Origin of the sequence: Microbacterium pumilum, from assembly GCF_039530225.1 — a bacterium.
In the GTDB taxonomy this organism is placed as follows: Bacteria; Actinomycetota; Actinomycetes; order Actinomycetales; family Microbacteriaceae; genus Microbacterium; species Microbacterium pumilum.
Genome location: NZ_BAAAOH010000001.1, coordinates 3,193,014 through 3,219,094 on the forward strand (window position 1 = coordinate 3,193,014; position 26,081 = coordinate 3,219,094).

The 26,081-nt window shown below is 67.5% G+C and carries 23 protein-coding genes and 1 tRNA gene; 10 read left to right on the forward strand and 14 right to left on the reverse strand.

Features of this window, described 5'->3' with window-relative positions; all coding sequences use genetic code 11:
• Window positions 1-53: 53 nt before the first annotated feature.
• Both ABD188_RS14370 and ABD188_RS14375 read left to right on the forward strand, forming a co-directional pair.
• Window positions 54-4,253 carry an nSTAND1 domain-containing NTPase gene (locus ABD188_RS14370; protein ID WP_344063637.1) on the forward strand — a complete coding sequence of 1,400 codons (4,200 nt, stop codon included), beginning with the start codon at window positions 54-56 and terminating at the stop codon, window positions 4,251-4,253.
• An 87-nt stretch (window positions 4,254-4,340) separates the two neighbouring features.
• A complete protein-coding gene (locus tag ABD188_RS14375) occupies window positions 4,341-5,720 on the forward strand; it encodes an NAD(P)-binding protein (protein WP_344063640.1) in 1,380 nt (459 codons plus the stop codon).
• Window positions 5,721-5,838: 118 nt separating this feature from the next.
• Here ABD188_RS14375 and ilvC read toward each other — a convergent pair whose 3' ends face one another.
• From ilvC to ABD188_RS14405, 6 genes are all read right to left on the reverse strand, one after another.
• Window positions 5,839-6,864, reverse strand: a complete 1,026-nt coding sequence (gene ilvC, locus ABD188_RS14380; protein ID WP_344063643.1) for a ketol-acid reductoisomerase — start codon at window positions 6,862-6,864, stop codon at window positions 5,839-5,841.
• A gap of 108 nt (window positions 6,865-6,972) precedes the next feature.
• A complete protein-coding gene (gene ilvN, locus ABD188_RS14385; RefSeq protein ID WP_344063646.1) occupies window positions 6,973-7,482 on the reverse strand; it encodes an acetolactate synthase small subunit in 510 nt (169 codons plus the stop codon).
• A gap of 4 nt (window positions 7,483-7,486) precedes the next feature.
• Entirely contained in the window at window positions 7,487-9,289 is a 1,803-nt protein-coding gene (locus ABD188_RS14390; protein ID WP_344063649.1) for an acetolactate synthase large subunit, read from the reverse strand.
• A gap of 37 nt (window positions 9,290-9,326) precedes the next feature.
• Window positions 9,327-11,045, reverse strand: a complete 1,719-nt coding sequence (ilvD, locus tag ABD188_RS14395; protein ID WP_344063652.1) for a dihydroxy-acid dehydratase — start codon at window positions 11,043-11,045, stop codon at window positions 9,327-9,329.
• A 9-nt stretch (window positions 11,046-11,054) separates the two neighbouring features.
• Window positions 11,055-11,837, reverse strand: coding sequence for a trehalose-phosphatase (otsB, locus tag ABD188_RS14400; RefSeq protein ID WP_344063655.1), 783 nt, complete (start codon window positions 11,835-11,837; stop codon window positions 11,055-11,057).
• Window positions 11,834-13,255, reverse strand: a complete 1,422-nt coding sequence (locus ABD188_RS14405; protein WP_344063658.1) for an alpha,alpha-trehalose-phosphate synthase (UDP-forming) — start codon at window positions 13,253-13,255, stop codon at window positions 11,834-11,836. Before ABD188_RS14405 ends, otsB begins: the two co-directional genes overlap by 4 nt.
• Before the next feature lie 86 nt (window positions 13,256-13,341).
• Between ABD188_RS14405 and ABD188_RS14410 the strand changes: the two genes are divergently transcribed.
• The 4 genes from ABD188_RS14410 to ABD188_RS14425 all read left to right on the forward strand — a co-directional run bounded on the left by ABD188_RS14410 (window position 13,342) and on the right by ABD188_RS14425 (window position 16,459).
• Entirely contained in the window at window positions 13,342-13,605 is a 264-nt protein-coding gene (locus tag ABD188_RS14410) for a hypothetical protein (RefSeq protein ID WP_344063661.1), read from the forward strand.
• 200 nt (window positions 13,606-13,805) lie between these two features.
• The gene (locus ABD188_RS14415) at window positions 13,806-14,705 is read left to right on the forward strand and encodes a MetQ/NlpA family ABC transporter substrate-binding protein (protein ID WP_344063664.1); all 900 of its coding nucleotides are present in this window, start codon (window positions 13,806-13,808) and stop codon (window positions 14,703-14,705) included.
• Between the two features lie 64 nt (window positions 14,706-14,769).
• Complete coding sequence (locus ABD188_RS14420; RefSeq protein WP_344063668.1) at window positions 14,770-15,807, forward strand: methionine ABC transporter ATP-binding protein; 1,038 nt, start codon at window positions 14,770-14,772, stop codon at window positions 15,805-15,807.
• Window positions 15,800-16,459 (forward strand): ABC transporter permease subunit, encoded by a 660-nt coding sequence (locus ABD188_RS14425; protein ID WP_344063671.1) that lies wholly within the window; start codon window positions 15,800-15,802, stop codon window positions 16,457-16,459. Before ABD188_RS14420 ends, ABD188_RS14425 begins: the two co-directional genes overlap by 8 nt.
• 146 nt (window positions 16,460-16,605) lie before the next feature.
• On the opposite strand, the gene ABD188_RS14430 is transcribed toward ABD188_RS14425, so the two are convergent.
• From ABD188_RS14430 to ABD188_RS14440, 3 genes are read right to left on the reverse strand one after another with little or no spacing between them, the layout of a single operon-like run.
• Window positions 16,606-17,790 (reverse strand): acetyl-CoA C-acetyltransferase, encoded by a 1,185-nt coding sequence (locus ABD188_RS14430; RefSeq protein WP_344063674.1) that lies wholly within the window; start codon window positions 17,788-17,790, stop codon window positions 16,606-16,608.
• Window positions 17,787-18,455, reverse strand: coding sequence for a 3-oxoacid CoA-transferase subunit B (locus ABD188_RS14435; RefSeq protein WP_344063677.1), 669 nt, complete (start codon window positions 18,453-18,455; stop codon window positions 17,787-17,789). Before ABD188_RS14435 ends, ABD188_RS14430 begins: the two co-directional genes overlap by 4 nt.
• A gap of 1 nt (window position 18,456) precedes the next feature.
• Complete coding sequence (locus tag ABD188_RS14440) at window positions 18,457-19,239, reverse strand: CoA transferase subunit A (RefSeq protein WP_344063679.1); 783 nt, start codon at window positions 19,237-19,239, stop codon at window positions 18,457-18,459.
• A gap of 139 nt (window positions 19,240-19,378) precedes the next feature.
• Here ABD188_RS14440 and ABD188_RS14445 point away from each other — a divergent pair, with 139 nt between their 5' ends.
• Window positions 19,379-20,164: an IclR family transcriptional regulator gene (locus ABD188_RS14445; RefSeq protein ID WP_344063682.1), complete on the forward strand. Its 786-nt coding sequence runs from the start codon at window positions 19,379-19,381 to the stop codon at window positions 20,162-20,164.
• Between the two features lie 39 nt (window positions 20,165-20,203).
• Here ABD188_RS14445 and ABD188_RS14450 read toward each other — a convergent pair whose 3' ends face one another.
• The gene (locus ABD188_RS14450) at window positions 20,204-21,097 is read right to left on the reverse strand and encodes an alpha/beta fold hydrolase (protein ID WP_344063685.1); all 894 of its coding nucleotides are present in this window, start codon (window positions 21,095-21,097) and stop codon (window positions 20,204-20,206) included.
• A 198-nt stretch (window positions 21,098-21,295) separates the two neighbouring features.
• On the opposite strand from ABD188_RS14450, the gene ABD188_RS14455 reads away from it, so the two are divergent.
• A complete protein-coding gene (locus ABD188_RS14455) occupies window positions 21,296-21,730 on the forward strand; it encodes a MarR family winged helix-turn-helix transcriptional regulator (RefSeq protein WP_344063687.1) in 435 nt (144 codons plus the stop codon).
• An 86-nt stretch (window positions 21,731-21,816) separates the two neighbouring features.
• Window positions 21,817-23,004, forward strand: coding sequence for an MFS transporter (locus ABD188_RS14460; RefSeq protein WP_344067131.1), 1,188 nt, complete (start codon window positions 21,817-21,819; stop codon window positions 23,002-23,004).
• Window positions 23,005-23,020: 16 nt separating this feature from the next.
• Here the strand turns inward: ABD188_RS14460 and ABD188_RS14465 are convergent, their stop codons facing one another.
• The 4 genes from ABD188_RS14465 to ABD188_RS14480 form a co-directional block, all read right to left on the reverse strand.
• The gene (locus ABD188_RS14465) at window positions 23,021-23,395 is read right to left on the reverse strand and encodes a hypothetical protein (RefSeq protein WP_344063690.1); all 375 of its coding nucleotides are present in this window, start codon (window positions 23,393-23,395) and stop codon (window positions 23,021-23,023) included.
• Between the two features lie 24 nt (window positions 23,396-23,419).
• Window positions 23,420-24,049: a class F sortase gene (locus ABD188_RS14470; RefSeq protein WP_344063693.1), complete on the reverse strand. Its 630-nt coding sequence runs from the start codon at window positions 24,047-24,049 to the stop codon at window positions 23,420-23,422.
• A 28-nt stretch (window positions 24,050-24,077) separates the two neighbouring features.
• Window positions 24,078-24,914 (reverse strand): DUF4397 domain-containing protein, encoded by an 837-nt coding sequence (locus ABD188_RS14475; protein WP_344063696.1) that lies wholly within the window; start codon window positions 24,912-24,914, stop codon window positions 24,078-24,080.
• A gap of 145 nt (window positions 24,915-25,059) precedes the next feature.
• A tRNA-Lys gene (locus ABD188_RS14480) sits at window positions 25,060-25,132 on the reverse strand.
• Window positions 25,133-25,225: 93 nt separating this feature from the next.
• On the opposite strand from ABD188_RS14480, the gene ABD188_RS14485 reads away from it, so the two are divergent.
• Window positions 25,226-26,053: an inositol monophosphatase family protein gene (locus tag ABD188_RS14485; protein WP_344063700.1), complete on the forward strand. Its 828-nt coding sequence runs from the start codon at window positions 25,226-25,228 to the stop codon at window positions 26,051-26,053.
• Window positions 26,054-26,081 lie beyond the last annotated feature (28 nt).

Below are 26,081 nucleotides of genomic sequence, written 5' to 3' on the forward strand. Positions count from 1 at the left end.
TCGCGAACGGATGTCGCATTGACGACCGAGACACGCGGCTCCACACTTCGGATATGACTGTTCGGGTCCTGGGGCCGCTCGACACCGGAGTCGACGAGCAACTCAGCCCGCGGGAGCGGGCAATCCTGTGCGCACTGATCGTGCGAGCCGGCTCTTCCGTATCGTCGGACGAGCTCGCGGAGGCCTACTGGGGTGAGGCTCCACCTCGGACATGGCCGCAGCAGGTGAAGACATCCGTCGCACGCATCCGTGGCCGGATCGGGCGTGAGGCGGTGCTCACCCGCGGCTCCTACTACGTACTCGGCATCGACCCCATCTCGATCGACGCGTTCGAGTTCGAGCGCCTCGTCTCGCAAGCCCGCAAACATGGCCTCCACGGCGATCACGACCGCGCCATCGACGCCTACCGGCGAGCACTGGGGTTGTGGCGCGGCCGCGCCTTTCCCGAGCTTCCGGATTGGGCGCCCGCGAGGGAGGAGTCCGACCGGCTGGCCGGGATCCGACGCAGCGCCGAAGAGGAGTTGCTCGAAGCGCGCCTCAACATCGGCGCGCATCGCGAGATCATCGCCGAGGCTGAACGGGCGGTGCGCGCTGAGCCCCTTCGCGAGGATCGATGGGCGATCCTCGCTCTTGCGAACTATCGTTCGGGGAGACAGTCTGACGCGCTGGCCGCAATCCGGTCCGCGAGAGAACGCCTCGCCGATGAGGTGGGCATCGAGCTGTCTCCGCGGCTGCGCCAATTGGAGACGGCGATGCTGCGGCAGGATGCCGACCTCGAGCCGGCTCCGGTGCTGAGGCTTCCGGACGCCCGGTGTCCCTATCGTGGTCTCGCGCCGTTCGGACCGGACGATGCCGACGCATTGTTCGGTCGGCGAGAGGAGATCGATGCGGTGCTGTCGCGCATTCGACCCGGTGCGATCGTCACGGTCGTGGGTGCATCAGGGTCGGGCAAGTCCTCCCTCGTGCTCGCCGGGGTCGTCCCGCGAGAACACGAGAGCGGAAAGCGATGCGAGATCCTGCTCGGTGGTCCGTCGCTGGTCCCGTCACTGCGAGTCGCTGTGCACCATCTCGCCATCCCCGGCATCATCGTGGTCGACCAAGCGGAGGCGATCTTTCAACTGGACGAGACCGACGTCGAGGCGGCCGGCGCTCTGATCGGAGAAGCACTCCGCGTGGGAAGCGCGATCGTTCTGACTCTGCGCTCGGATTTTCTCGATCGCGCGATTGCGCTGCCGCATATCGGCTCGGAGGTGGCTCGCGGGCTGTACGCCTTGGGGCCGCTCTCCGAGGAAGGACTGCGCCAAGCGGTGACCGAGCCCGCTGCTCGCGCGGGCCTCCGGCTCGACCCGGGTCTCGTCGAGCTGATCCTGCGCGATGCCGGCGATCGGCGGAGCACGCTCCCCCACGTCTCTCACGCGCTGGTGGAGACCTGGGTTCGGCGCGAGGGCAGCACTCTCACCGTGGACGGCTACGAGGGGTCAGGCGGCATCGCCGGCGCGATCGCCCAGTCCGCCGAGACGATGTATCAATCCATGCGCGAGGCCGACGCCGTTGCCTGCCGCGCGCTGATGCTTCGGCTGATCCAGCGCGATGTGGACAGCCGGTCCATTCGCCGCACGGCTCAGCTGGCGCCGTTGCTCGCCGACGACCAGCGCCGGCGCGCCCTGGAGCAGCTGATCGCGGCGCGATTGCTCACTTCGGACGGCGAAACGGTCGTGGTCGCGCACGAGGCGGTCGCGACGGCGTGGCCGCGCCTCGACGGGTGGCTGGAAGAGGATGCCGAGGGCGCGCGCCTCGTGACGACCGTGGCCACGGCGGCTGAACTGTGGAACGGGTCAGGTCGTCGGATCGAAGACCTGCTACGCGGCGCCCGCCTGCAGGCAGCGATGGATTGGCGAGATCAGTCTCAGCCGGATCTCACCGCCGTCGAACGAGAGTTCCTCGACGCCTCCGCGGAGCGCGAGCGGGACGAGACTCGCGAACTCGCCGAGCGCGCCGCGCGCGAACGACGCAGCAACGGGCGGCTGCGGTGGGCGATCGCAGGTGCGGGCGTGTTGCTGATCACGGCGATCGTCGCCGGAGGGCTGGCTGCGATCAGGGGTGAGGAAGCGCAGGCCGCAGCCGAGGACGCGCGCGTCGAGGCGCTCGTGGCGACATCCCTCAACCTGCTCGACAACGACCGTGAGACGGCAGCGCTGCTCGCGGCGGAGGCGTTCCGGCGGTGGCCGGACGATGCCCGCATTCGCTCCGCGCTCTGGGGCGTCGTGACCAGCGTGGGGGGCCTCGCCGCCGCGCATCATGACCCCGATGCCTATCTGCCCGTCGTCGACATGATTCCTGGTACCACAACGGCGCTGCGGGTGCAGTCGTCCGAGTACGGCCTTCGACCCACGGTCGACGTAATCGACATCGATACCGGTGAGGTCGCTCGCGAATTGGATGTCGTCCTCCCAGAGGTGCCGCCCGGTGCGTGGAGCGAAGTCGCCGTCAGTCCCAACGGCGCTGTGGCGGCGATCCAGTCTGCTGTGTTGGATCCTTCGAGTGATGAATGCTGCCGCAAGCAGCTCACGATTCTCAACATCAGAGACGGCCGGACACTGCCGGGAACGAACGTCGTGCGGACGCAGATGGCCACGGCGATGGCGTTCGATGAGCAGGGGCGACACCTCTACATCGGCCAGCCCATCACCGGCGATGTCATGAGGGTTGACGTGACCACCGGCGAGGTTCGCGAATCGACCGCGGGCGTGTTCGACATGCCCGGGGACTCCCAGGGTTCAGGGGTGGCGCTCATCGACGGGGGTCTTGTAGCGGTGAGTGGGGGCGATCAGATCCGCATCTTCGACGGCGAGACCGTCGCGCTCACGCGAACCATACCGCTCGCGGGCAACCTCGCAAGCGGCGACATCGTCGCGGACGGCCACGGTGGCCTCGTGGCCACCGGGTTGGCCGGCACCGTCCGGATAGACCTCGCCTCGGGCGCGATCCTCTGGCGACGGCTCGTGAAAAGCGAGGCCCAGTGCGGCACCCTCCACCTCGCGACCGAGACCACCGTGGCATGCGGATCGTATCTCGGGGTGGCGTTGCTCGACCTCGCGACCGGAGAGACGACGAACGCACGTACGCTTCAGCTCAATCGGCCGCCGTACCTCGCGACCATCGATGACGAGTCGATTCTCGTCTCCATCGAGACCCCCGCCGTCTGGATGCGATGGCGGATCGACGGGGGCGGGGCCGGCGCCGACATCATCGCGAACGGACGCGAGCTCATCGACGGCCCCGAACAAGGCGGCTCGCTTGTCGTGACGCGACCGCGCGACGGCGGGCCCATGCGGCTATGGGACTTCGAGCGCGATCTCCCCGTCGGCGGCGAGTCGGATCGGATTGCGCTTCTCGGCTCAGGCATCGCGGCCCGATTCGACGAGTCCGGTCGACCCCACCTCGAACGCATCGCCACGGAGGAGCGCATCCCGCTGCGCATACCCGGTCTGCCGAAAAGCTTCGACGTCGTACCCGGGGGCTGGGCACGCCCCGCCTTCGCGGTATGGGATGCAGGCATCGTGGCCTTCGACCCTGCAACGGGCGAGCCGCTCGGGCACCGCCTCGCCATCCCGGCCGACGAGTTCGAGGTCTGGGCGGTGAGCGAGACGCGCGATGGGCAGGGCGCTCTCGTTACCTATGAAGTGGGCGGGCGCACCGAGACAGCTCTTTTCGATATCGCGAACGGTGCGTTGCTCGTGGGTGGTCTGCGCGGTCTCGAAGCCAGCCAGGTCCTCGACAACGACCTCGTCATCGGTGTCTCGGAGAGCCAGGCACGTCTTTACGACATCACGACACTGAAGCCGATCTCGTCACTCGCCCGAGCGATCGGCGGCGGTCAGAAGATCTCCGTCAGCGCAGACGGCCGCACATTGCTGAACGTCGGTTGGAACAATGCGCTCACCCTGTACGACTTGACGACCGGCGTCGCGCTCGGCTCGCCTCTTCGGAGCGAGATGACCAGTCTTGAACTGAGCGGCGGAGTGCGTGTCGGCTTCCGTGTCGGTGGGTTCCTCACGGCCGACGGCGAGACGCTGCTCGAAAGAGTCGCAGATGGGATCCGCATGTGGGACCTTCGTCCCGACGAGCAGGCGCTGAGCGCCTGCACGCTCGCTGGGCGCGAGTTGACCGAGGAGGAGTGGGCCACCTACTTCCCGGGTGAGGAGCGCGTCGCGACCTGCGCTGCCCTGGAATCGAGCGCAGCCGAAGAGTGACTCGAGTACCGCTCCGACCATGATCAACGACCACGATGACTACTCGCGACGCTTGACGTGGATGCGAGCCCTTGCTGTGATGGGCGGATGAGGCCAACGGTCGACGTCGACGTCGACTATCTGATCGTCGGTGCGGGAGCCATGGGAATGGCGTTCGCGGATTCCCTGGTGCGCAACTCGGACGCCACAGTCGCGATCGTGGACCGACTCCACGCGCCGGGTGGTCACTGGATCGACGCATACCAGTTCGTCCGCCTTCACCAGGCGTCAGCCTTCTACGGTGTCGCGTCGACTCAACTGGGCGGCGGTCAGCGCCAGGCGAGCGGTCCTGAGGCGGGTCTCCACGAGCGAGCGACAGCACCGGAGATCTGCCTGTACTACGCGGATGTGCTCGCCCAGCTCGCGGCCACGGAACGGGCGACCTTCTTCCCCAGATGCGAGTACACGGGTGGCACCGAGTTCCGTTCGCTGCTCAGTGGCCGCCGCCACACCGCGCGCAGGGCGCGGATCGTGGATGCAACGTATCTCGCGCCCACGATTCCGTCCTCCACTCCCCCGTCGTTCGCTGTCGACGACGAAGCGAGGGTCATTCCTGTCAATGACCTCGTGCGGCTCGAGGAGCCGCCCGATCAGTTCGTCATCGTGGGTGCGGGCAAGACGGCCACCGACGCCTGTATATGGCTGCTCCAGAACGGTGTCGACCCCGACGCGATCTGCTGGATCCGCGCGAGGGATCCCTGGCTCCTCAATCGCGCAGTGGTGCAGCCCGACCCCGCGATCTTCCTCGGCATGGCCGCCGACATCATGGAGGCCGCTTCCGAGGCTCTGTCGGCGGATGACCTATTCCGGCGGCTCGAGGATCTCGGCATCATGCTGCGGATCGATCGCGCTGTCACCCCGACGATGGCCAAGGCCCCGACGATCGCGCAGTGGGAGATCGACCTGCTCGCATCCATCACGAACGTCCTGCGGCTGGGCCACCTGCGCGCCGTGGCCACCGGCCGACTCCGCTTCGAAGATGCGGACGTCCGCATCCACCGGAAGGCCGTCGTGGTGCACTGCGCCGCGTCGGGCCTCCGATATCCGCCGCTCGTTCCGATCTGGCAGGTCGACGCGATCCGACCCCGGCCCGTTCGAGTCGGCTTCCCGTGCTTCGGAGCGGCGCTCGCGGGGTACGTCGAGGCGACGCGGAGCGATGACGAGACACGCAACGACGTCTGTCGTCCCTCGCCGTACTCCGACACGCCCGCGGATTGGCTCACGATGCAGGTCATCGGCGGAGACGCATCGCTCGCGATGTCGCGGCAGGCCGACCTCAAAGCCTGGTCGAACACGACCTCCCTCAACCCCGCCCGAGTCCCGCCTGATCGAGCGGCCGATCCTGCGGTCCTCGACGCCGCCGCGCGCCTACGCGAGGCCATCGCACCCGGCCGAGAGCGACTGGCCGCCCTCGCCGCCGCCCGATGACATCCACCTGCGAGGCGCTGGCCGGGTGACGGATGCCGAGAGCCCGGCCCCCTTGTAAGGGGCCGGGCTCCGTGTGGCTTGTTCAAGCCCGACTCGGCGGATCGCCGAGAGTCCCTGCTCAGCGCGCCGCCGAGCCCTCCACGTAGCCCTCGTCCTGCTGCTTCCAGGCGAACAGGGCACGCAGCTCCTTGCCGACCTCTTCGATCGGGTGCTGGGCGCCCTTCTCGCGAAGCGCGTAGAACTCGGGGGCTCCGGCATCCTGATCCGCGATGAAGCGCTCCGCGAACGCGCCGGACTGGATGTCGCCGAGGACGGCCTGCATGTTCTCCTTGACGTGCGGGTCGATCACACGCGGGCCCGAGACGTAGTCGCCGTACTCGGCCGTGTCAGACACCGACCAGCGCTGCTTGGCGATGCCGCCCTCCCACATGAGGTCGACGATGAGCTTCAGCTCGTGCAGTACCTCGAAGTACGCGATCTGCGGCTGGTACCCGGCTTCGGTGAGGGTCTCGAAGCCGTACTGGACGAGCTGCGACACGCCGCCGCAGAGCACGGTCTGCTCGCCGAACAGGTCGGTCTCGGTCTCTTCCGTGAAAGTCGTCTTGATGACGCCCGCACGGGTGCCGCCGATGGCCTTGGCGTACGACTTCGCGAGGTCCCATGCCTGGCCCGAGGCATCCTGCTCCACCGCGATGATGTCAGGGATGCCGCGGCCCGCGACGTACTCACGGCGAACCGTGTGGCCCGGTGCCTTCGGTGCGACGAGGATGACGTCGACACCCTCCGGCGCCTGGATGTAGCCGAACCGGATGTTGAACCCGTGCGCGAAGGCGAGCGTCTTGCCGGGGACGAGCTTGTCCTTGATGCTCTCGGTGAAGATCCCGCGCTGGTGCTGGTCGGGCGCCAGGATCATGATCACGTCGGCCCACTCGGCCGCATCCGCGACGGACTTCACTTCGAAGCCCGCCTCCTGGGCCTTGGCGGTCGACTTCGAGCCGTCCTTGAGGGCGATGACCACCTCGACGCCCGAGTCGCGCAGGTTCTGCGCGTGGGCGTGGCCTTGCGAGCCGTAGCCGACGATCGCGACCTTCTTGCTCTGGATGAGCGACAGGTCGGCATCGTCGTCGTAGAAGATTTCAGCCATGGGGGTGTTTCTCCTTGTAGTTCTGATTCGGCATGGTCGTTTTCGTCATTGCGTTTCGTCTCGCTTCGCTCGCTCAACGACCGGGAGGACGAGAGAAGGCGGGTTCTGTCAGCCGCGCAGCACTCGTTCGGTGATGCTCTTGCCGCCGCGGCCGAGGGCGAGCAGGCCCGACTGGGCGAGTTCCTTGATGCCGAAGGGCTCGAGCGCGTGCAGGAAGGCGTCGACCTTTCCTTTGTCGCCGGTCACTTCGACAACGAGCGCATCCGGCGCGTAGTCGACGATCGAGCCGCGGAAGAGGTTGACCACCTCGAGCACATTCGACCGGGTCGCGTTGTCTGCGCGCACCTTGACGAGCATGTGCTCGCGCTGAACGGACGCGACAGGGTCGAGCTCGACGATCTTGATGACGTTGATGAGCTTGTTGAGCTGCTTGGTCACCTGTTCGAGGGGGAGCTCGTCGACGTCGACCACGACCGTGATGCGGGAGAGTCCGGGCACCTCTGTGACCCCCACGGCGAGCGATTCGATGTTGAACCCGCGACGGGCGAACAACCCGGCGACTCGGGTCAGGAGGCCCGGTTTGTCTTCGACGAGCAGGCTGAGCACGTGGCTGGACATGGCGTCAGTCCTCCTGCTCGAACGCCGGCGCGTGATCGCGCGCGTACTGGACATAGCTGTTGCTGACGCCCTGCGGCACCATCGGCCAGACCATCGCGTCGGCACTCACCACGAAATCGATGACCACGGGGCGGTCGTTCGTCTCGAGCGCGAGCTTGATCGCGGCATCCACGTCCTCTTCTTTCTCGACGCGGATCGCGAGGCATCCGTATGCCTCCGCGAGCTTCACGAAGTCGGGAACGCGCATGGTGCCGTGCCCCGTGTTGAGGCTGGTGTGCGAGTAGCGGCCGTCGTAGAACAGCGTCTGCCACTGCCGCACCATGCCGAGCGACGAGTTGTTGATGATCGCGACCTTGATCGGGATGTTGTTGATCGTGCAGGTGGCGAGCTCCTGGTTGGTCATCTGGAAGCAGCCGTCGCCGTCGATCGCCCACACGTGGCGGTGAGGCTCGGCCACTTTCGCGCCCATCGCGGCCGGAACCGCGTAGCCCATCGTCCCGGCCCCGCCGGAGTTGAGCCACGAGTTCGGCCGCTCGTACTTGATGAACTGCGCCGACCACATCTGGTGCTGACCGACGCCCGCGGCGAACACGCCCTCGGGCCCGGTGAGCTCGCCGATGCGCTGGATGACGTACTGCGGCGACATGAGCCCGTCCGTGGGCTGGGTGTAGCCGAGCGGGAACTCGTCGCGGAGGCCATCGAGGAACGACCACCACTCCGCCGTGTCGGGGGTCACGCTCGCTGCGGCATTCCGGAACGCGGCGTCGAGGTCGACCAGCACGTCTTTCAGGTCGCCCACGATCGGAACTTCGGCGGCGCGGATCTTGCCGATCTCGGCAGGGTCGATGTCGACGTGCACGACCTGCGCGTTCGGCGCGAAGAGTGCCGCCTTGCCTGTCACGCGGTCGTCGAACCGCGCGCCGAGCGAGATCAGCAGGTCGGCCTCCTGCAGCGCGAGCACCGCGGGCACAGTACCGTGCATCCCCGGCATGCCGAGGTGCTGCGGGTGCGAGTCGGGGAACGCGCCGCGTGCCATCAGCGTCGTGACGACGGGCGCCCCGGTCGTCTCGGCGAGCTTGAGCAGCTCGGCCGATGCCTGCGAGCGGATGACGCCACCGCCGACGTACAGCACGGGCTTCTTCGCTGCGGCGAGCAGCTGCGCGGCGGCCTGGATCTGCTTGCCATGCGCCTTCGTCACCGGCCGGTAGCCCGGCAGGTCGATCTTCGGCGGCCACACGAAGGGCGCCTCGGCCTGCTGCGCGTCCTTGGTGATGTCGACGAGCACCGGACCCGGGCGACCCGTCCCCGCGATCTCGAACGCCGCCGCAATCGCGCCGGGCACGTCTTCGGCGCGCTTCACGAGGAAGGAGTGCTTCGTGATGGGCATCGTGATTCCGACGATGTCGGCCTCCTGGAAGGCATCCGTGCCCATCAGGTTCGAGAAGACCTGTCCGGTGATGCACACGATCGGCACCGAGTCCATGTAAGCATCGGCGATCGCGGTGACGAGGTTCGTGGCTCCAGGGCCGGACGTCGCGATCGCGACCCCGATCTTGTTGGATGCCGCAGCGTAGCCCTCAGCCGCGTGACCGGCTCCCTGCTCGTGCCGGACCAGGATGTGGCGAAGCTCGGTCGAGTCCATGAGCGGGTCGTAGACGGGGAGGATGGCGCCGCCCGGAAGCCCGAAGACGTCTTTGACGCCCAGCAGCTCGAGCGAGCGGACGACCGCCTGCGCACCCGTGAGCACGGGCGCGGGCGCGGTGCGAGCGGGAGGCCGGGGTACGGCCACGGCAGATTCGGCTGACATGGTGAGATCCTCTGTTCAAAGGTGCGGGGATGCCGGACTAACCCGTGACCGCGCCCTCCGCAGCGGAGCGCACGAGACGGGAGTACTTGGCAAGGACGCCACGGGTATAGCGCGGGGGAAGCGGCTCCCAGCCAGAGCGGCGGGAGTCGAGCTCTGCATCGTCGACGAGTAGGTCGAGAGTGCGAGCCGCGATATCGACCCGTATCAGATCACCATCGCGCACGAAGGCAATGGGACCTGCGTCCACTGCTTCGGGTGCTATGTGGCCGATGCACAGTCCGGTTGTGCCGCCTGAGAATCTGCCGTCCGTCAAGAGTAGTACATCTTTTCCGAGCCCAGCGCCCTTGATGGCGGCGGTGATGGCGAGCATCTCGCGCATTCCAGGTCCGCCCTTGGGACCCTCGTACCGGATGACGACGACGTCGCCGGCGGCGATCTGTCCGGCCTCGAGGGCATCCATCGCCGCCCGCTCTCGCTCGAACACGCGAGCGGGCCCCTCGAAGACGTTCGCATCGAAGCCTGCCGACTTGACGACCGCGCCCTCGGGGGCGATCGAGCCGTGCAGGATCGTGATCCCGCCCTTCTCGTGGATCGGGTTGTCGAACGTGTGGATGACGGTGCCGTCGACCGGGTCGGGGCTCAGGTCGGCGAGGTTCTCGGCAAGCGTCTTGCCGGTCACCGTGAGCGCGTCGCCGTGCAGCAGTCCTTCATCCAGCATCGCCTTCATGATGACCGGGATGCCGCCGTGCCGATCGACGTCGTTCATGACGTACTGACCGAACGGCTTCATGTCGGCCACGTGAGGAGTCTTGTCGCCGATGCGATTGAAGTCGTGCAGCGTGAGCTCCACTTGGGCCTCACGCGCGATGGCGAGCAGGTGCAGCACGACGTTCGTCGAGCCGCCGAGCGCCATCGCGAGGGCGATCGCGTTCTCGAATGCCTCCTTGGTCAGGATGTCGCCGGTCGTGATGCCCAGCTTCAGCAGGTTGACGACGGCCTCGCCCGAACGGTGCGCGAAGTAGTCGCGGCGGCGGTCGGCCGACGGCGGAGCCGCGGAGCCGGGCAGGCTGAGGCCGAGAGCTTCCGCGACGGAGGCCATGGTGTTCGCGGTGTACATGCCGCCGCACGCGCCCTCACCCGGAGCGATCGCGCACTCGATGCGCTTCAGGTCGGCTTCGCTCATCTTGCCCGCGAGACAGGCACCGACGGCCTCGAACGAGTCGATGATCGTGACGTCTTTCTCGGTGCCGTCCGAGAGCTTGACCCAACCCGGTGCGATCGAACCGGCGTAGAGGAAGACGCTCGAGAGATCGAGGCGGGCCGATGCCATGAGCATGCCGGGGATCGACTTGTCGCAGCCCGCGAGCAGGACGGTGCCGTCGAGGCGCTCGGCCATCACGACCGTCTCGACCGAGTCGGCGATGACCTCGCGCGAGACCAGCGAGAAGTGCATGCCCTCATGGCCCATCGAGATGCCATCCGACACCGAGATCGTGCCGAACTGCAACGGGTAGCCGCCACCGGCGTGCACACCCTCTTTCGCGCCCTGTGCGAGGCGATCCAGGCTCAGGTTGCAGGGTGTGATCTCGTTCCACGAGCTTGCGATGCCGATCTGGGGCTTGTCCCAGTCCTCGTCGCCCATGCCGACGGCGCGGAGCATTCCGCGGGATGTCGTCGCCTCGATGCCGTCAGTGACGACGCGGCTGCGGGGTTTGATGTCGATCGAATCGGTGCTGGTTTCTTCGGACCCGGGCATTGTGGAAGTCTATTCCCGCGCGGCGGTCCGTTCGGCGGCCAGGTCACTCAGAAGCGCCGCGAGCGCCGGGATGTCGGGCACCGACAGGGTCGCCGCGGTGTCGCGATCGCCGACGTGCACGCCGAGGTCCTGCGGACCGAGGCTGCGAAGGGCATCCTCGTCCGTGGTGTCATCCCCCGCGAACAGGACAGAGGAGGCGCCGACGCGCTCGCGCAGCTCGGCGACCGCGGAATCCTTCCCCTCCTGCCGGAACGCGTACTCGACGATGTTGTGGCCGGTCCGGCGTCGCCAGTTCGGGGCCTCCGCCTGCACCATCGCGTCGACGAGGCGATTTGCTGCCTCGGCTGCCTCGGGCGTCGCCTTCCGGGTGTGCACGCCGAGCCCGAACGTCTTCGGTTCGATCCACACCCCGTCGAGGTGCGCTGTCGCTGCCTCCGCGCGGGACCTGAGCGCGTCGCGAAGGGCGGCATCCGCCGGGTCATCGGCGTGGACGATGGGGCCCACGCCCGGTACCCAGAACTCTGCGCCGTGCGATCCGGCGAGCAGCACCCTCGAGTCATCACGGTGCTCGGCGATGATCCGCAGGTCGGTGAGGCTCCGCCCCGACACGAATGCGACGAAGGTTTCGGGTGCGGCGATCAGGGCATCGACCGCGATGCGTGCGGCAGGCAGCATCCGCGCCTCCATGGGCTCGTCCTCGAGAGGAGCGAGCGTGCCGTCGAAGTCGAGCGCCACGAGCAGCAGCTCGGACGCCGCGACCCCGCGCAGCGCCTCTCGCACGTCATCGGTCACTGTGTCTCCTCGCGTCCGTGGAAGGCGTCGAGCGCCTGCAGAAAGTCCCGCGACCAGTCTTCGACGGTGTGCTCGAGCACCCGGCGCCGAAGCGATCGCATCCGGCGCCCCTGTTCCGCCGCGGGCATCTCGATCGCACGCATGATCGCGTCTTTCAGGCCGCCGATGTCATGCGGGTTGATCCGGATGGCGCTGCCGAGCTCGTCGGATGCGCCGGCGAATTCGCTCAGCACGAGCACCCCGCGGTTGTCGACTCGCGAGGCGACGTACTCCTTCGCCACGAGGTTCATGCCGTCTCGCAACGCGGTCACGAGCATGACGTCCGCGGCGAGATACAGCGCGACCATCTCCTCGCGCGGGTACGCCTGGTGCAGATAGCGGATGGCTGTGTGGTGCATCGTGTCGTGATCGCCGTTGATGCGGCCGACCGCGAGCTCGATCTCGTCACGCAACTGGATGTACGCCGCGACGCGTTCACGGCTCGGGCTTGCGACCTGCACGAAGGTCACGTCTTCGACCTGGATGCGGCCGTCGTCGAGCAGCTCGCCGTAGGCCTTCATCCGATGCTGGATGCCCTTGGTGTAGTCCAGTCGATCCACACCGAGAAGGATGTAAGCGGGATTGCCGAGACTCTCGCGGATCTGCACCGCACGTGCCTGCACCTGCTCGCTCCGGGCCAGCTGCATGTACGACGACGCGTCGATCGAGATCGGGAAGGCCCGAGCGAGCGCGCGACGCGTCGTGCCGTCGTCGTTCGGCACCGTGATTCCCGACGCCTTGGTCTCGTAGCGCAGCTGACGACGGACGGCACGGGCGAAGTTGCCGGCGTCGGCCACGCGCTGGAACCCGATCACGTCGGCACCGAGGAGTCCCTGCAGCACCTGGCGGCGCCACGGCAGCTGTGAGAAGAGGCCGTATGCCGGGAAAGGAATGTGGTGGAAGTAGCCGATGGTCAGATCAGGGCGCGACTGGCGCAGCATCTGCGGCACGAGTTGCAGCTGGTAATCCTGAACCCAGACGATGGCGTTCTCCGCGGACACGGCGGCCGCAGCATCCGCGAATCGGCGATTGACGCGCTGGTACGCCTCCCACCACACGCGGCTGTACCGGGGCGCGGCGATCACGTCGTGGTACAGCGGCCAGATGGTGTCGTTCGAGAAGCCCTCGTAGTAGAGCTCGACATCCTCGGCGCTCAGTCTGACCGGCACGAGGTGTGTGCCGTCGAACTCGAACGGCTCGATGTCGAGATCGGGCTGACCGACCCAGCCGACCCACGCTCCGTCCGCATTGCGCATCACAGGATCGAGCGCTGTCACGAGGCCGCCGGGCGAGCGGCCCCAGGTCTGCTCGCCGTCGGCTCCTGTTATGTGGTCGACAGGCAGACGATTGGCGACGACGACGAACTCGGCCTTCTCCACACACGCTCCTGTTCCGGTTAACTCAGGCTAACAGTCGCGCGGTCAAGCCCTGGGTCCCGGGTCTCCGTGACGGGTAGCGTGGGTGCATGCGCAGATACCTCTTCAGCACCGGACTCCTCTCTGCGGTCGTCGGCGGCATCACGCTGCTCCGGGCACTTCGCAGCGACGAGTCCTTCACGTGGCGGACTGCTCTGGCGTGGCTGAGCTGGGGCATCTCGATCAGCCTCGCGATCGGTGCGGTCGTCGATACCCGCCGTGCGCGCCGCGGCAGGCTCATCGACTCGGACTCCCCCGTCGCTCCGAAGGCGAAGAAGCTCTACAAGTCGCGTCTGGACCGCTCGCTGCGCTGACCCGGACTCACAGCTCTCCGCAACCCGGCCAGCGGGTGTCGCCGTGTTACGGCGATGTTTCGCGCCTCGCGGGGCCCCTGCTTATCGTCGAAGAGGCACCGCGATGAGGCGACGCGGGTGCGAGTCACCCGCCACGGCGGTCGTCAGTCCGCCGGCGCGGTGCTGACGACAACGCACCTGATACGCACCTGGAGAGCACCATGTCCCGCAAGAGATTCCTGACCGCTGCCGCACTGGCCCTGCCCGTCGCCCTCGTGATGGCTGGATGCGCCGGGTCTGCAGAACCCGCGTCGTCCGACGGCGAAACGACCGGCCCGGTGCGCATCGGCGTCGTCAACTCGGGCGACCCGTACTGGGAGACGTTCACCGAGGCGGCCGCCGCAGAGGACATCGAGGTCGAGCTCGTGAACTTCACCGAGTACACGCAGCCCAACCCGGCCCTGGCGGCCGGCGAGCTGGACCTCAACCAGTTCCAGCACGTCATCTACCTCGCCACGTACAACGTCGCGAGTGATGACGATCTGCAGCCGATCGGCTCGACCGCGATCTACCCTCTCGGCCTGTATTCGACGCAGTACGACTCGGTCGAGGACATCCCGGATGGCGCGACCGTCGCCGTCCCCAACGACGAGAGCAACCAGGCGCGCGGCCTGCTCGTGCTGCAGTCCGCCGGGCTCATCGAGCTCGAGGACGGCGGCTCGATCTTCTCGACCGTGGCCGATATCGACGAGGCGGACTCCAAGGTCAAGGTCGAGGCGCTGGATGCCGCCTTCACGGCGACCTCGCTGCCCGATGTGGCCGCGGCGATCGTCAACAACGACTTCCTCGAGGATGCCGGTCTCACGGCCGAAGATGCGATCGCCCAGGACGACCCGTCCGATCCGAATGCGGTGCCGTACATCAACATCTTCGCGGCCAAGGCCGAGGACGCCGACAACCCGACGTACCTGAAGCTCGTCGAGATCTTCCAGAACTCGCAACAGATCCTGGATGGCGTCGTCGAGGCATCCGGCGGCACGGCCGTCATCGTCAAGACGCCCGTCGAGGACCTGGTGACCTCGCTCACCGACGTGGAAGACGACATCCGCGCCAACCAGTAGTCATCCGCGTGTGCGGCCCGTTCTTCCGAGCGGGCCGCACACGCATGTCATCAAGGAGTCGCCCATGACACTCATCCGACTCACGGATGTCTCGAAGGCCTACCCGGCGCCGTCGAAGGACTCGGAGCCGGTCGTTGCCGTGGACGACGTCTCCCTCGAGATCGAGGCAGGCCAGATCTGCGGCATCATCGGGTACTCCGGTGCGGGCAAGAGCACAGTGCTGCGCCTGGTGAACGCGCTGGAGGCCCCGACTTCGGGAGCTGTCGAGATCGACGGCCGCGACATCACGAAGCTTCGCGAGAAGGACCTTCGCGAGCTGCGCAGCGACATCGGAATGATCTTCCAGCAGTTCAACCTCTTCGAGTCGCGCACGGTCGCCGGCAATGTCGCGTACCCGCTCGAAGTCGCAGGCCGTCCGCGGGCCGAGATCAAGACGCGAGTCGCCGAGCTGCTCGACTTCGTCGGACTCGGCGGCAAGGCCAAGAGCTATCCCGAGCAGCTGTCGGGCGGACAGAAGCAGCGCGTGGGCATCGCGCGCGCCCTGGCGACGAGCCCCAAGATCCTCCTCGCCGACGAGGCGACGAGCGCGCTGGATCCCGACACCACGCAGGAAGTCCTGGACCTGCTTCGGCGCGTCAACCGTGAGCTCGGCATCACGATCCTCGTCATCACGCACGAGATGGACGTGATCCGCACACTGGCCGATCGCGTCGTGGTCATGGAGAGCGGTCGCATCATCGAGAACGGCGACGTCTTCGACGTGCTTTCGGCACCGCGCAACGCCGCAACCAGACGGTTCGTCGCCAGCATCATCGAAGACGTGCCGGTCGGCGACCAACTGCAGACGCTCCGGTCGCGGCATCCGGGTCGGATCGTGACGTTCACGATCCGCGAAGGCGACGTCACGCAAGCCGACGTGTTCGCTGCGCTGGCCGCCGAGCAGGTGCGGTTCGAACTGATCCACGGCGGCATCAACGACATCCGCGGTCGGGTCTTCGGCCACCTCACGCTCGCTCTCGACGGAGAAGCGGATGCCGTGCAGCGCGCGATCGACAAAGCCTCGGCATTCGCCGAGCTGATCGAGGAGGACCCTCGTGGATAGGCTCATCGAGCTGCTGCCGGAGCTGTGGTCGGCCACCTTCGAGACGCTCTACGTCGTCTCGCTCGCGCTCATCTTCGGTGGCACCGCCGGACTGCTCCTCGGCCTCGCGCTGTACGCCACGCGGGCCGGCAGCCTCTTTCCCAACCGCGCCGTGTTCGGTGTGCTCAACGTCGTCGTCAACTTCTTCCGCCCCATCCCGTTCGTCATCCTGCTCGCCGCGGTGCAGCCGATCGCGCGCAGCATCGGCATCCCGGGCATCGGGCCGCAGTTCGGGATCTTCGCGATCACGCTCGCGTCGATGTTCGCGATCAGCCGCATCGTCGAGCAGAACCTGCTCACCGTGCGTCCGGGCATCATCGAGGCGGCGCGTGCCGCGGGGGCGAGTCGGTCGCGCATCCTGCTGCGGCTCATCCCCCGCGAAGCACTCGGCCCGCTGATCCTCGGCTACACGTTCATCGTGGTCGCCCTCGTCGACATGACGGCGATCGCCGGCGCTGTTGCCGCCGGCGGCCTCGGCGAGTTCGCGATCGTCTACGGGTTCAAGCAGTTCAACCCCGTCGTGACGTGGGCAGCGGTGCTGATCATCATCGTGATCGTGCAGGGCGTGCAGCTCCTCGGCAACACGCTGGCGCGCAAGGTGCTGCGCCGCTGAGCGCTCGCACACCGCTCGGGTGGGCCGGTCCCCGCGCCGAGATCACATGATCTGGGCGAAGCCACTCGTTGTGGGGCGCGCCAACGTGCGCTTTCGCCGAGTACCTATGATTTCGCGCACCGACAAAGCCGGGCGCGCAAACCTGATCAGCGCGTGAGGATGAGCGCGTCGCCCTGTCCGCCTCCGCCGCACAGCGCGACAGCGGCGGTGCCTCCCCCGCGCCGCACGAGTTCGTGAACGGCGTGTACGACGAGGCGATTGCCCGAGGCCCCGATGGGGTGACCGATGGCAATGCCGCCGCCGTGGATGTTGACGACGTCGTCCGACAGGCCGAGCTCCTGCTGCGAGCGAGCGACGACCGCGCCGAATGCCTCGTTGATCTCGACGAGGTCCAAGTCGGATGCCGCGATCCTCTGCTTCGCCAGGGCATTCTCGATCGCGCGGGCGGGCTGAGAGTGCAAGGAGTTGTCGGGGCCGGCGACCTGGCCGGACGCTCCGACGACAGCGAGCACGGGCCAGCCGTTCTCATCCGCGTGCGAGCGTGTCGTGAGCACGACGGCGGATGCGCCATCCGAGATCTGCGACGAGTTGCCGGCCGTGATCGACCCGCCCTCGGCGAAGGCCGGACGCAGCTTGCCGAGCGTCTCGACCGTCGTCTCGGGACGGATCCCTTCATCCTTCGTGACCACAACCGCCTCTCCGCGTCGCTGCGGGATCTCGACCGGCACGATCTCGGCGTCGAACAATCCCGCTTCGGTCGCCGCGGCGGCGCGCTGGTGCGAGCGGGCGGCGACGGCATCCTGCATCTCTCGGGTCACCTCGAGGCGACCGTTGTGGCGCTCGGTCGATGCACCCATGCTCTCGCGGTCGTACGCGTCGGTGAGACCGTCGTACGCCATGTGGTCGAGCACCTCGACCGAGCCGTAAGTCCAACCGTCGCGCGAGCCCATGAGCAGGTGCGGCGCGCGCGTCATCGATTCCATGCCGCCGGCGACGACGACTTTGGCATCGCCGACCGCGATCATCCGCGCGCCGTCGATGATCGCCGTGAGTCCCGAGAGACAGACCTTGTTGACGGATGCCGAGGGCACAGACCACGGAATGCCGGCACCCACCGCTGCCTGGCGCGCGGGGTTCTGGCCCGCACCGGCGGGGAGCACCTGTCCGACGAAGACGGCGTCGACGGCATCCGCCGGCACACCTCCCTGCGCGAGTGCCCCGCGAATGGCGATGCTCCCGAGCTGCACTGAGGTGAGCGGTGCGAGCTGGCCCTTGAGTCGCCCCTGCGGAGTGCGCGCGGCGGCGACGATGACGACGTCGTCGTGGTTCATGCTTCCACCTTAAGTTCAACCGAGCGCACGTGCTCCGGCACGATCAGCGGGGGCTCGGTCGCGTCGACGACCTCATCGATCGTGACGCCCGGAGCGAGTTCGACGAGGACGAGTCCGTCGTCCGTCACGTCGATGACGGCGAGATCGGTGATGATGCGGTCGACCACGCCTTTGCCGGTGAGCGGCAGCGAGCATTCGTGCACGATCTTGGCCGAGCCGTCGCGGGCGACGTGCTCCATGAGCACGATCACCTTCGCGGCACCGTGGACGAGATCCATCGCGCCGCCCGGGCCCTTCACCATCTTGCCGGGGATCATCCAGTTGGCGAGGTCCCCGGCGGCAGACACCTGCATGGCGCCGAGGATCGCGGCGTCGATCTTGCCACCGCGGATCATGCCGAAGCTCGTCGCCGAGTCGAAGAACGCCGCACCCGGAAGTGTGGTGACCGTCTCCTTGCCCGCGTTGATGAGGTCGGGGTCGACATCCGCTTCCAAGGGGTAGGGGCCGACGCCGAGGATTCCGTTCTCGGACTGCAGCACGACGGTGACACCGGCCGGCACGTGGTTCGGCACGAGCGTCGGCAGTCCGATGCCGAGGTTCACGTATGAACCGTCGGCGAGCTCTGCTGCGGCGCGGGCCGCCATCTCATTGCGGGTGAGCGCCATGTCAGTTCTCCCCTTCTGTGACCACGGTGACCGTGCGGCGCTCGATGCGCTTCTCGATATCGGTCCCGACCTCGATGATGCGATGGACGTAGATGCCGGGAAGATGAATCTGATCGGGGTCGAGCTCGCCGGGTTCGACGAGCTCCTCGACCTGGGCGATGCAGACCCGCCCCGCCATCGCAGCGAGCGGGTTGAAGTTGCGGGCCGCCTTGTTGAAAACGAGGTTGCCGTGCCGGTCGCCCCGCAGCGCGTGGACGAGCGCGAAGTCGGTGACGATCGCCTCTTCGAGCACGTATTCGTGCGGCGTGCCCGACACCTCGAAGGTCCGGACATCCTTCACCGGCGAAGCGACAGCGATGCCACCGACTCCGTCGTACCTGCGGGGCAGACCGCCTTCGGCGACCTGCGTACCGACCCCGGTCTGCGTGTAGAACGCCGCGATGCCCGATCCGCCGGCACGGAGCTTCTCGGCGAGCGTGCCCTGTGGCGTCAGCTCCAACTCGAGCTCACCCGAGAGGAACTGCCGCTCGAACTCCTTGTTCTCGCCGACGTACGAAGACGTCATCTTTCGGATGCGCTTCGCGTCCAACAGGATGCCGAGTCCCCAGTCGTCGACGCCGCAGTTGTTGCTCACGATGCTGAGGTCCGAAGTCCCCTGGGCGAGGAGCGCCTCGATCAGGGCGATGGGATTGCCCGAGAGGCCGAACCCTCCGACAGCGAGGGATGCGCCATCCGGAATGTCCGAGACCGCCTCGGCGGCCGTTCCGACGGTCTTGTCGATCACTGATGCTCCTTCGCAGAGTGCTCGCCGGGACGTCGAGCGAGCCGGCGGGCGGAAATGACGATCTCAGCATCTCCCACCGTCTGGGCAATGTCACGGACGCCGTTGCGATGTGGATGTCGTCGGCCATAGTGTCCATATCGTGGACACCAGTGGAACGATCCCAGGCACCCAGTCGGTCGCGCGCGCCGCGAGCCTGCTTCGGCTCGTCACCTCGGCGGGGGATGAAGGCCTCCCGGTCGCAGAGCTGGCGAAACGCGCGCAGCTCACGCGGCCGACCACCCACCGACTCCTCACCGCGCTGCGCAATGAGGGGCTCGTCGACCAGGACGGGCGCACCGGGCGATGGATGCCGGGACCCGAACTGTACCTCATGGGGACTGTGGCGGCATCCCGCTACGACATCACCGCGATCGCACGCGACATCGTGCGGTCGCTCGCGGTGCGCACCGAGGAGAGCGCGTTCCTCTCGGTTCGCCGGGGTGACGAGACCGTGTGCCTGGTGCGCGAAGAGGGCAGCTTTCCGATCCGGTCCTTCGTGCTGTCGGAGAGCGTGCGGTTCCCACTCGGCGTCGCGTCGGCCGGACTCGCCATTCTTGCCTTCCTGCCGCCCCACGATGTGGACGCCTATTTCGAGCGTCACCCCGACCTCTCGCAGCGCTGGGGATCGTCGCACTCCGAGCAGCGTCTGCGGGCGCGACTGCACGAGACGCACTCGCGAGGCTATGCCGTGAACCCCGGCCTCATCGTGGAGGGCAGCTACGGCATCGGCGCCGCGGTCTTCACCCGCGAGGGGCACCCGCAGTGGGCGCTGAGCCTGACGGGTGTCGAGTTCCGCTTCTCGCCCGATCGGCTTCCCGAGCTCGGTCGGACCCTGCTCGCCCACGCGCACCAGCTCACGACCCGCATCGCGGCCTCCGGGCGCTGAATCGGGCCCCTCGCATGGAGCCGATGCGGCACGCGCACCCTACCGATCCGCAGCCGCCAGCTCTCCGCGAATCGCCGCGGCGACGGCATCCGCACCGCGCGCCGAGAGCACGATCGTGTAGTGGTTCACGTCGGCCACCGCCTCGTGACGCAACCGCGGGTGGGTGCGGAGCAAGGCGGGCAACCGCTCGCCGGAGTACAGCGGCGGGACCTGATCGAGCAGACCGCGCTCAGCGGTGAGCAGAAGCGTCGGGCGCCGCATCGCGGCGAGCGCGTCCGATATCGCTGTCCCGGTGTTCTGATCGACAGAATCCTCGGCGACCGTGGCATAGCTCGTCGAAGGATGCAGGTCGGGCTCCACGCCCACGAGGTCATACGCGAGATACGCCTCGAGCGCAGGCGACCAGTCACGAGCGAACGCCGGATGCCTCCGCCAGAAGTCGAGGTAGTCACCGACGCTGGCGAACCGCATCGACAGACGCTCAGCGGTCGGCCCGAGGACGAGCTGGATGACCTCGTCCGAGCTGAGTCCGTCAGGCAGGTCGAGCGGCAGTCCGCCGTCCACGAGCACGAGCCGCTCGACGCGTCCGGGGTGCAGGTCGGCGAACACGAGTGCGACGAACGCACCCATCGAGTGCCCCACGACGACGGCCGAACCGACATCGAGCGCATCGAGCACTGCGACGAGGTCTCGCGCATGTGCCGTCAGCCCGGCGCGTCCTCCGACGTCGTTGCTTCGTCCACGGCCGCGGAGATCCGGCGCGATCACTCGCGCCTCGGGCAGCCTGTCCGCCACCAGCGGCCACGAGAGATGGGACGCGGTGACGCCGTGGACGAGCAGCACGGCGGGCGCGTTCGCGTCCGGACCATCCCACACGCCGACGCGCAGCATCCCGCCGTCGACCGCGACATCTGCGGTGCGGTATCGCGTCATCGCGCCGTCCACCCGCCGTCCATCGTGTACGAGGCTCCTGTCGCCATGCCGGCCGACCCAGAGGCGAGCACCATCCTGTCAGCCCCTTCGGTCCGGTCGCGCAGCCGGCGCGTTGTCGATGAGACGCATCATGCCGTCGAATACCGCAGGACGCCAAATATCCATACCACTGGTATATAACAGCGGTATGCTTACTCCATGACCCGTGGTGAAGACATCGAAGAGATCGTGGTTGCGGCGCACGCGCTCACACGCATCGCCGCACTCGAAACCCGCAACGAGGCCCCCGCAGCCCAGTGGCGGACGCTCAGCATCCTGCAGAACGAAGGACCGCAGCGACTGGGCGAGCTCGCGACCCTCAGCCGCGTGACGCAGCCCGGCATGACCAGACTCGTCGGGCAGCTCGTCACGGCGGGGCTCGTCTCGCGTGACAGCGATCCGTCCGACTCCCGCGCCAGCGTGCTGAGCGTCACCGCCGACGGCGCTCGCGCGCTCGCGGCGTGGCGCGTGCAGCTGCGCGATGCCCTCGAACCGCGCTTCTCCGACCTTTCGGATGACGACTGGGCGGCGTTGTCGCGCACCGCGCGCATCCTCGCGTCGAAGACCGCGCCGCGCGTGGTGGTCGCCCGATGAGCCGGGGGCAGTCGAACGTCGAGCTCGAGAGGGAGGATCGTCCGACATCCACTCATTCGAAGCCGGTCTCGGTATGGCATCAGCCGATGCGCGTGTGGGCGGTCGCATTCGCCTGCGTCGTCGCGTTCATGGGCATCGGACTCGTCGACCCGATCCTGCCCGTCATCGCCGAGCAGCTCGATGCCACCCCGGTCCAGACCGAGCTCTTGTTCACGAGCTACCTGCTCGTCACCGGACTCGCCATGCTGGTGACCAGCTTCGTGTCGAGTCGCATCGGCGCGAAAGCCACCCTGCTGGCCGGACTAGGCCTGATCGTGGTGTTCGCGCTGCTCTGCGCGCTGAGCGGCAGCGTCGATGCCGTCATCCTGTTCCGCGGCGGATGGGGTCTCGGCAACGCCCTCTTCATCTCGACCGCCCTGGCGACCATCGTCGGCGCGGCGACCGGCGGCAGCGGCGCGGCGATCGTGCTCTACGAAGCCGCGCTCGGCCTCGGAATCGCGGTCGGCCCGCTGCTCGGCGGACTGCTGGGCTCGGTCAGCTGGCGAGGTCCGTTCTTCGGTGTCGCGGTGCTCATGGCGATAGCTTTCATCGCCATCGCCGTGCTGCTGCGCGGACCGAGCGACAAGCGCGCCCCGATCCCGCTCTCGGCGCCGATCAAGGCGCTGCGCAATCCGTCGCTCGCGGTGCTGGCGATCGCCGCGCTCTTCTACAACATCGGGTTCTTCGTGCTTCTCGCGTTCTCACCCTTCCCGCTCGGGTTCGGCGCAGTCGGGATCGGCCTGACCTTCTTCGGGTGGGGCGTGGCGCTGGCGATCACCAGCGTCTGGGTAGCCCCGGTCCTCACGAGACGGATGCCGCGCACCACTGTCCTGCTGCTCGTGCTGCCGCTCCTCGCACTCGACCTCGTCGCCGCGGGAATTCTCGTCGAGAGTCCCGCTGCACTTGTCGCGTGCATCATCGTCGGAGGTCTGTTCCTCGGCGTGCTCAACACGGTGCTCACCGAGTCCGTCATGGAGTCCACCGACCTGCCGCGGTCCGTCGCCTCGTCGTCGTACTCGGCCGTCCGTTTCCTGGGTGGAGCGGCTGCGCCGCCGATCGCGGCGCTGCTGTGGCACCTGTACGGCCCGACCGTGCCGTACGTGTTCGCCGCGGCATCGGTCGCCATCGCCGCCGCGGTGATCGCGTTCGGCCGTCGCTCGCTCGCGCATGTCGACGAGCGCGAAGCGGATGCCGCAGATGAGGCCGCCGCGGTGTTCGTCGGCGACGCCGCCTGAAACTGAGACACCGACCTCAGACGACGGCCGCCATCTTCCCTCTCGCGGGCAGGCATGCCGCAACGACCGACGCGATCGCCGCAGGAACGAAGAACATTCCGATCGTCAGCAGGCTCAGGATGACGAACCCGCTGAGGACGATCGCACCGATCATCGAGAGCACGCTCCACGCGCGACCCCGTGCGAAGACCGGGACAGCGGTCGCGAGCACGGGCACGAGCAGCACGACGAAGATCCACGGTCCGACGGCTTGGAGCATCGTCAGGGAAGTGCTGATCTCGCCCCCGTCCGAACTCACGGTGACCGACTCGTAGGTCGGAACGACCAGAAGAACGACCGCGGCGAGGACGGCCAGTGCGAGCGCCGCGATCTGCACCCTTCGCTTGGTCATGCCCGCAGTGTACGTCCGTGGGCACTAGGTTCGCGGTGCGGCGACGACCACGACGTTGTCCTCGTAGTGACCGGTCGAGCTGTCGAAGGCTCCTCCGCACGTGATCAGCACCAACGCCTTGGTGCCCTGACGCGCGAACAGCTCCTCAGTGGGCAGGTCTTGCTTCGGGTAGTAGGTCAGCGTGACGACTCCGTACGAAGCCGTCGAGCCGTCGGCGCCGGTCACGGTCACTTCGGCGTCTGCCGGAAGGTCGCGCAGGTTCGCGAACGGACCGATCGGATAGTCCGGTGCATCGATGTGGGCGGCGATGACCGTGTTTCCGTCGGCGCTCCAGGGATCGGGTCCGAACCGGTACCAACCCGCGATCGCGGGGTTCGGAGGCAGCTCCATGAAGCCGCCCGGTTCGATTCCGACCGGGATCACCTCGACATCGATTCCCGCCGCGACGATCTGAACTCGTACCGGCGGCACAGCGGCTCGCACCGGCGTAGGCGCGCTCGAGACGATCGGGATGTCGGAGACAGCCGTCGGAGTCGGCGACGCGACCGGGGTCGCGGCGGTCGACGATGCTCCCGCCCCGCTGAGAGCCGGGGCGGGAGCACAGGCCGAGAGAAGCATGATCAGCGCGACTGACGCGATGAAGCGCAGGATCACGTCTGCTTCTCTCCGGCCGAGGTCGACGTCAGGACTCGATCTTCGCTGCCCGGACGCGACGGCTCACGACGACACCTGCAACGGATGCGGCGGCCAGCGCGACCGCGATCCCGATGATCCACATGGCCTGCGTCATGGTGTCGCGCTCGGCTGCATAGCCGGCAGTTCCGGAGTTCACTGCACCCGGATCGGTGTGGCCGACGGTCACGGTCTGCACGGCGAGAGCGAGGTTGTCGTCTTCGAGGCTGCCCCACGCGTACACGATCGTCAGTCCACCGTCAGTGATCGCGACATCCGCGGGACCGATGAGCGGGTCAGTCGTGCCTGCGGCTGCGACGGATGCCGAGACGGTCGAGACCGGCAGGTTCAGCGTGGACTCATCCGGGTTCACGAGTCCCTCGATGACGGGCGTGCCGCCCGCGAGGATGTCTACAGCCGGTGCGGCGGCGACGTGGCGAACAGTGAGACGGCCCTCGCCGGCATTGGTCGGCGCGATGTCGTTCGTGAAGAGGTTGAGCGCCGGGGCGCCGGCCTCGTCCAGGTTGGCTGTCGCGGTGTAGCTCTTGCCGGCCTCGAGGGTGATGGTGACGGGTCCGAGGACCGGGGCGCTGTCATCCGCGGCATCCGGAGCCGTCAATGCGACTGCGTAGTCACCCGCCGGAAGGTCGAGCGGCCCTGCGAGATCTCCCGGCTGGAAGTCATCGAGGGTCAAGTCCCCGTTCACGTAAACGTCGACGGGGGTGTCGGGAATCCCGTGGAGCACCGAGAGATCTGCAGTCGTCGACGAGATCGCCTGGGCGGGGGCGATGAAACCCGCCGCGAGTGCGAAGCCGGCGACGACACCTGCTGCGATTGTCTTGCGCACGTTGTCCTCCTTGTGGGCGGCTCTTCCGCCTGTAGTGAGTACTTCCGTGCGGGACGTGCTGTTGGATGCGCGTGGATGGAAATTCGTTCAGAATCTGGGTCCGGCGAACGACAAAGGGCCCCGCTGACGCGGGGCCCTTTGTCTGTGCACCCCCTGGGACTTGAACCCAGAACCCACTGATTAAGAGTCAGTTGCTCTGCCGATTGAGCTAGAGGTGCATGGTCCGCGCGTGGGCGAACGAGGGACAACGTTACCATCTGGGTCGCGTCACTCGGAAATCGAGACAGCCCACGCAGGATATCCTTGACGACGTGACCTCCCCCACATCACCGGCCGGTTTCGACGCGCCCTTCAACGGGGATCTCAGCGCCGATCTCGAGCTCGCGCTGCGCCTCGCGGACGCGGCGGATGCGGCATCCATGGCACGCTTCGATGCGGCTGATCTCGATGTGCAAGTGAAGCCCGACACCTCGCACGTCACCGAAGCCGACCTCGCCACCGAGCGCGTCATCCGGTCGATGCTCGAGGCCGAGCGCCCGGACGACGGCGTCTTCGGCGAGGAGTTCGGCGTCACGGGAAGCACCACTCGCCAGTGGATCATCGACCCGATCGACGGCACGGCGAACTACCTCAAGGGCATCCCCATGTGGACGGTGCTGATCGCCCTCGCGATCGATGGCGTGCCGCGCATCGGCGTGGCGAGCCAGCCCGCGCTCGGCCGCCGCTGGTGGGCCGCGGCCGGTCAGGGAGCGTGGACGAACACCCCGGATGCCGCCCCCCGGCGCATCACGGTCTCTTCCGTCGACACGATCGAGGCCGCGAGCGCGAGCTTCCAGAGCATCTCCCAGTGGGATGAGGTCGGCAAACTCGATGAGGTCGTCCGTCTCTCGCGCGCGGTGTGGCGCGACCGCGGGTACGGCGACACCTGGCCGTACATGCTGCTCGCGGAGGGACGCCTCGAGTTCGTCGCCGAGTTCGGTGTCAAGGAGTACGACATCGCGGCGCTGGTGCCGATCGTGACCGAAGCCGGCGGGCGATTCACTTCGTTCGACGGCCGAGACTCGATCGCGGATCGCTCCTCGCTCGCCACCAACGGCATCCTTCACGAGTCGTTCCTCTCGCTGCTCCACTCCTCGTGACGCTCCCCCGATCCCCGCATGGAGACCG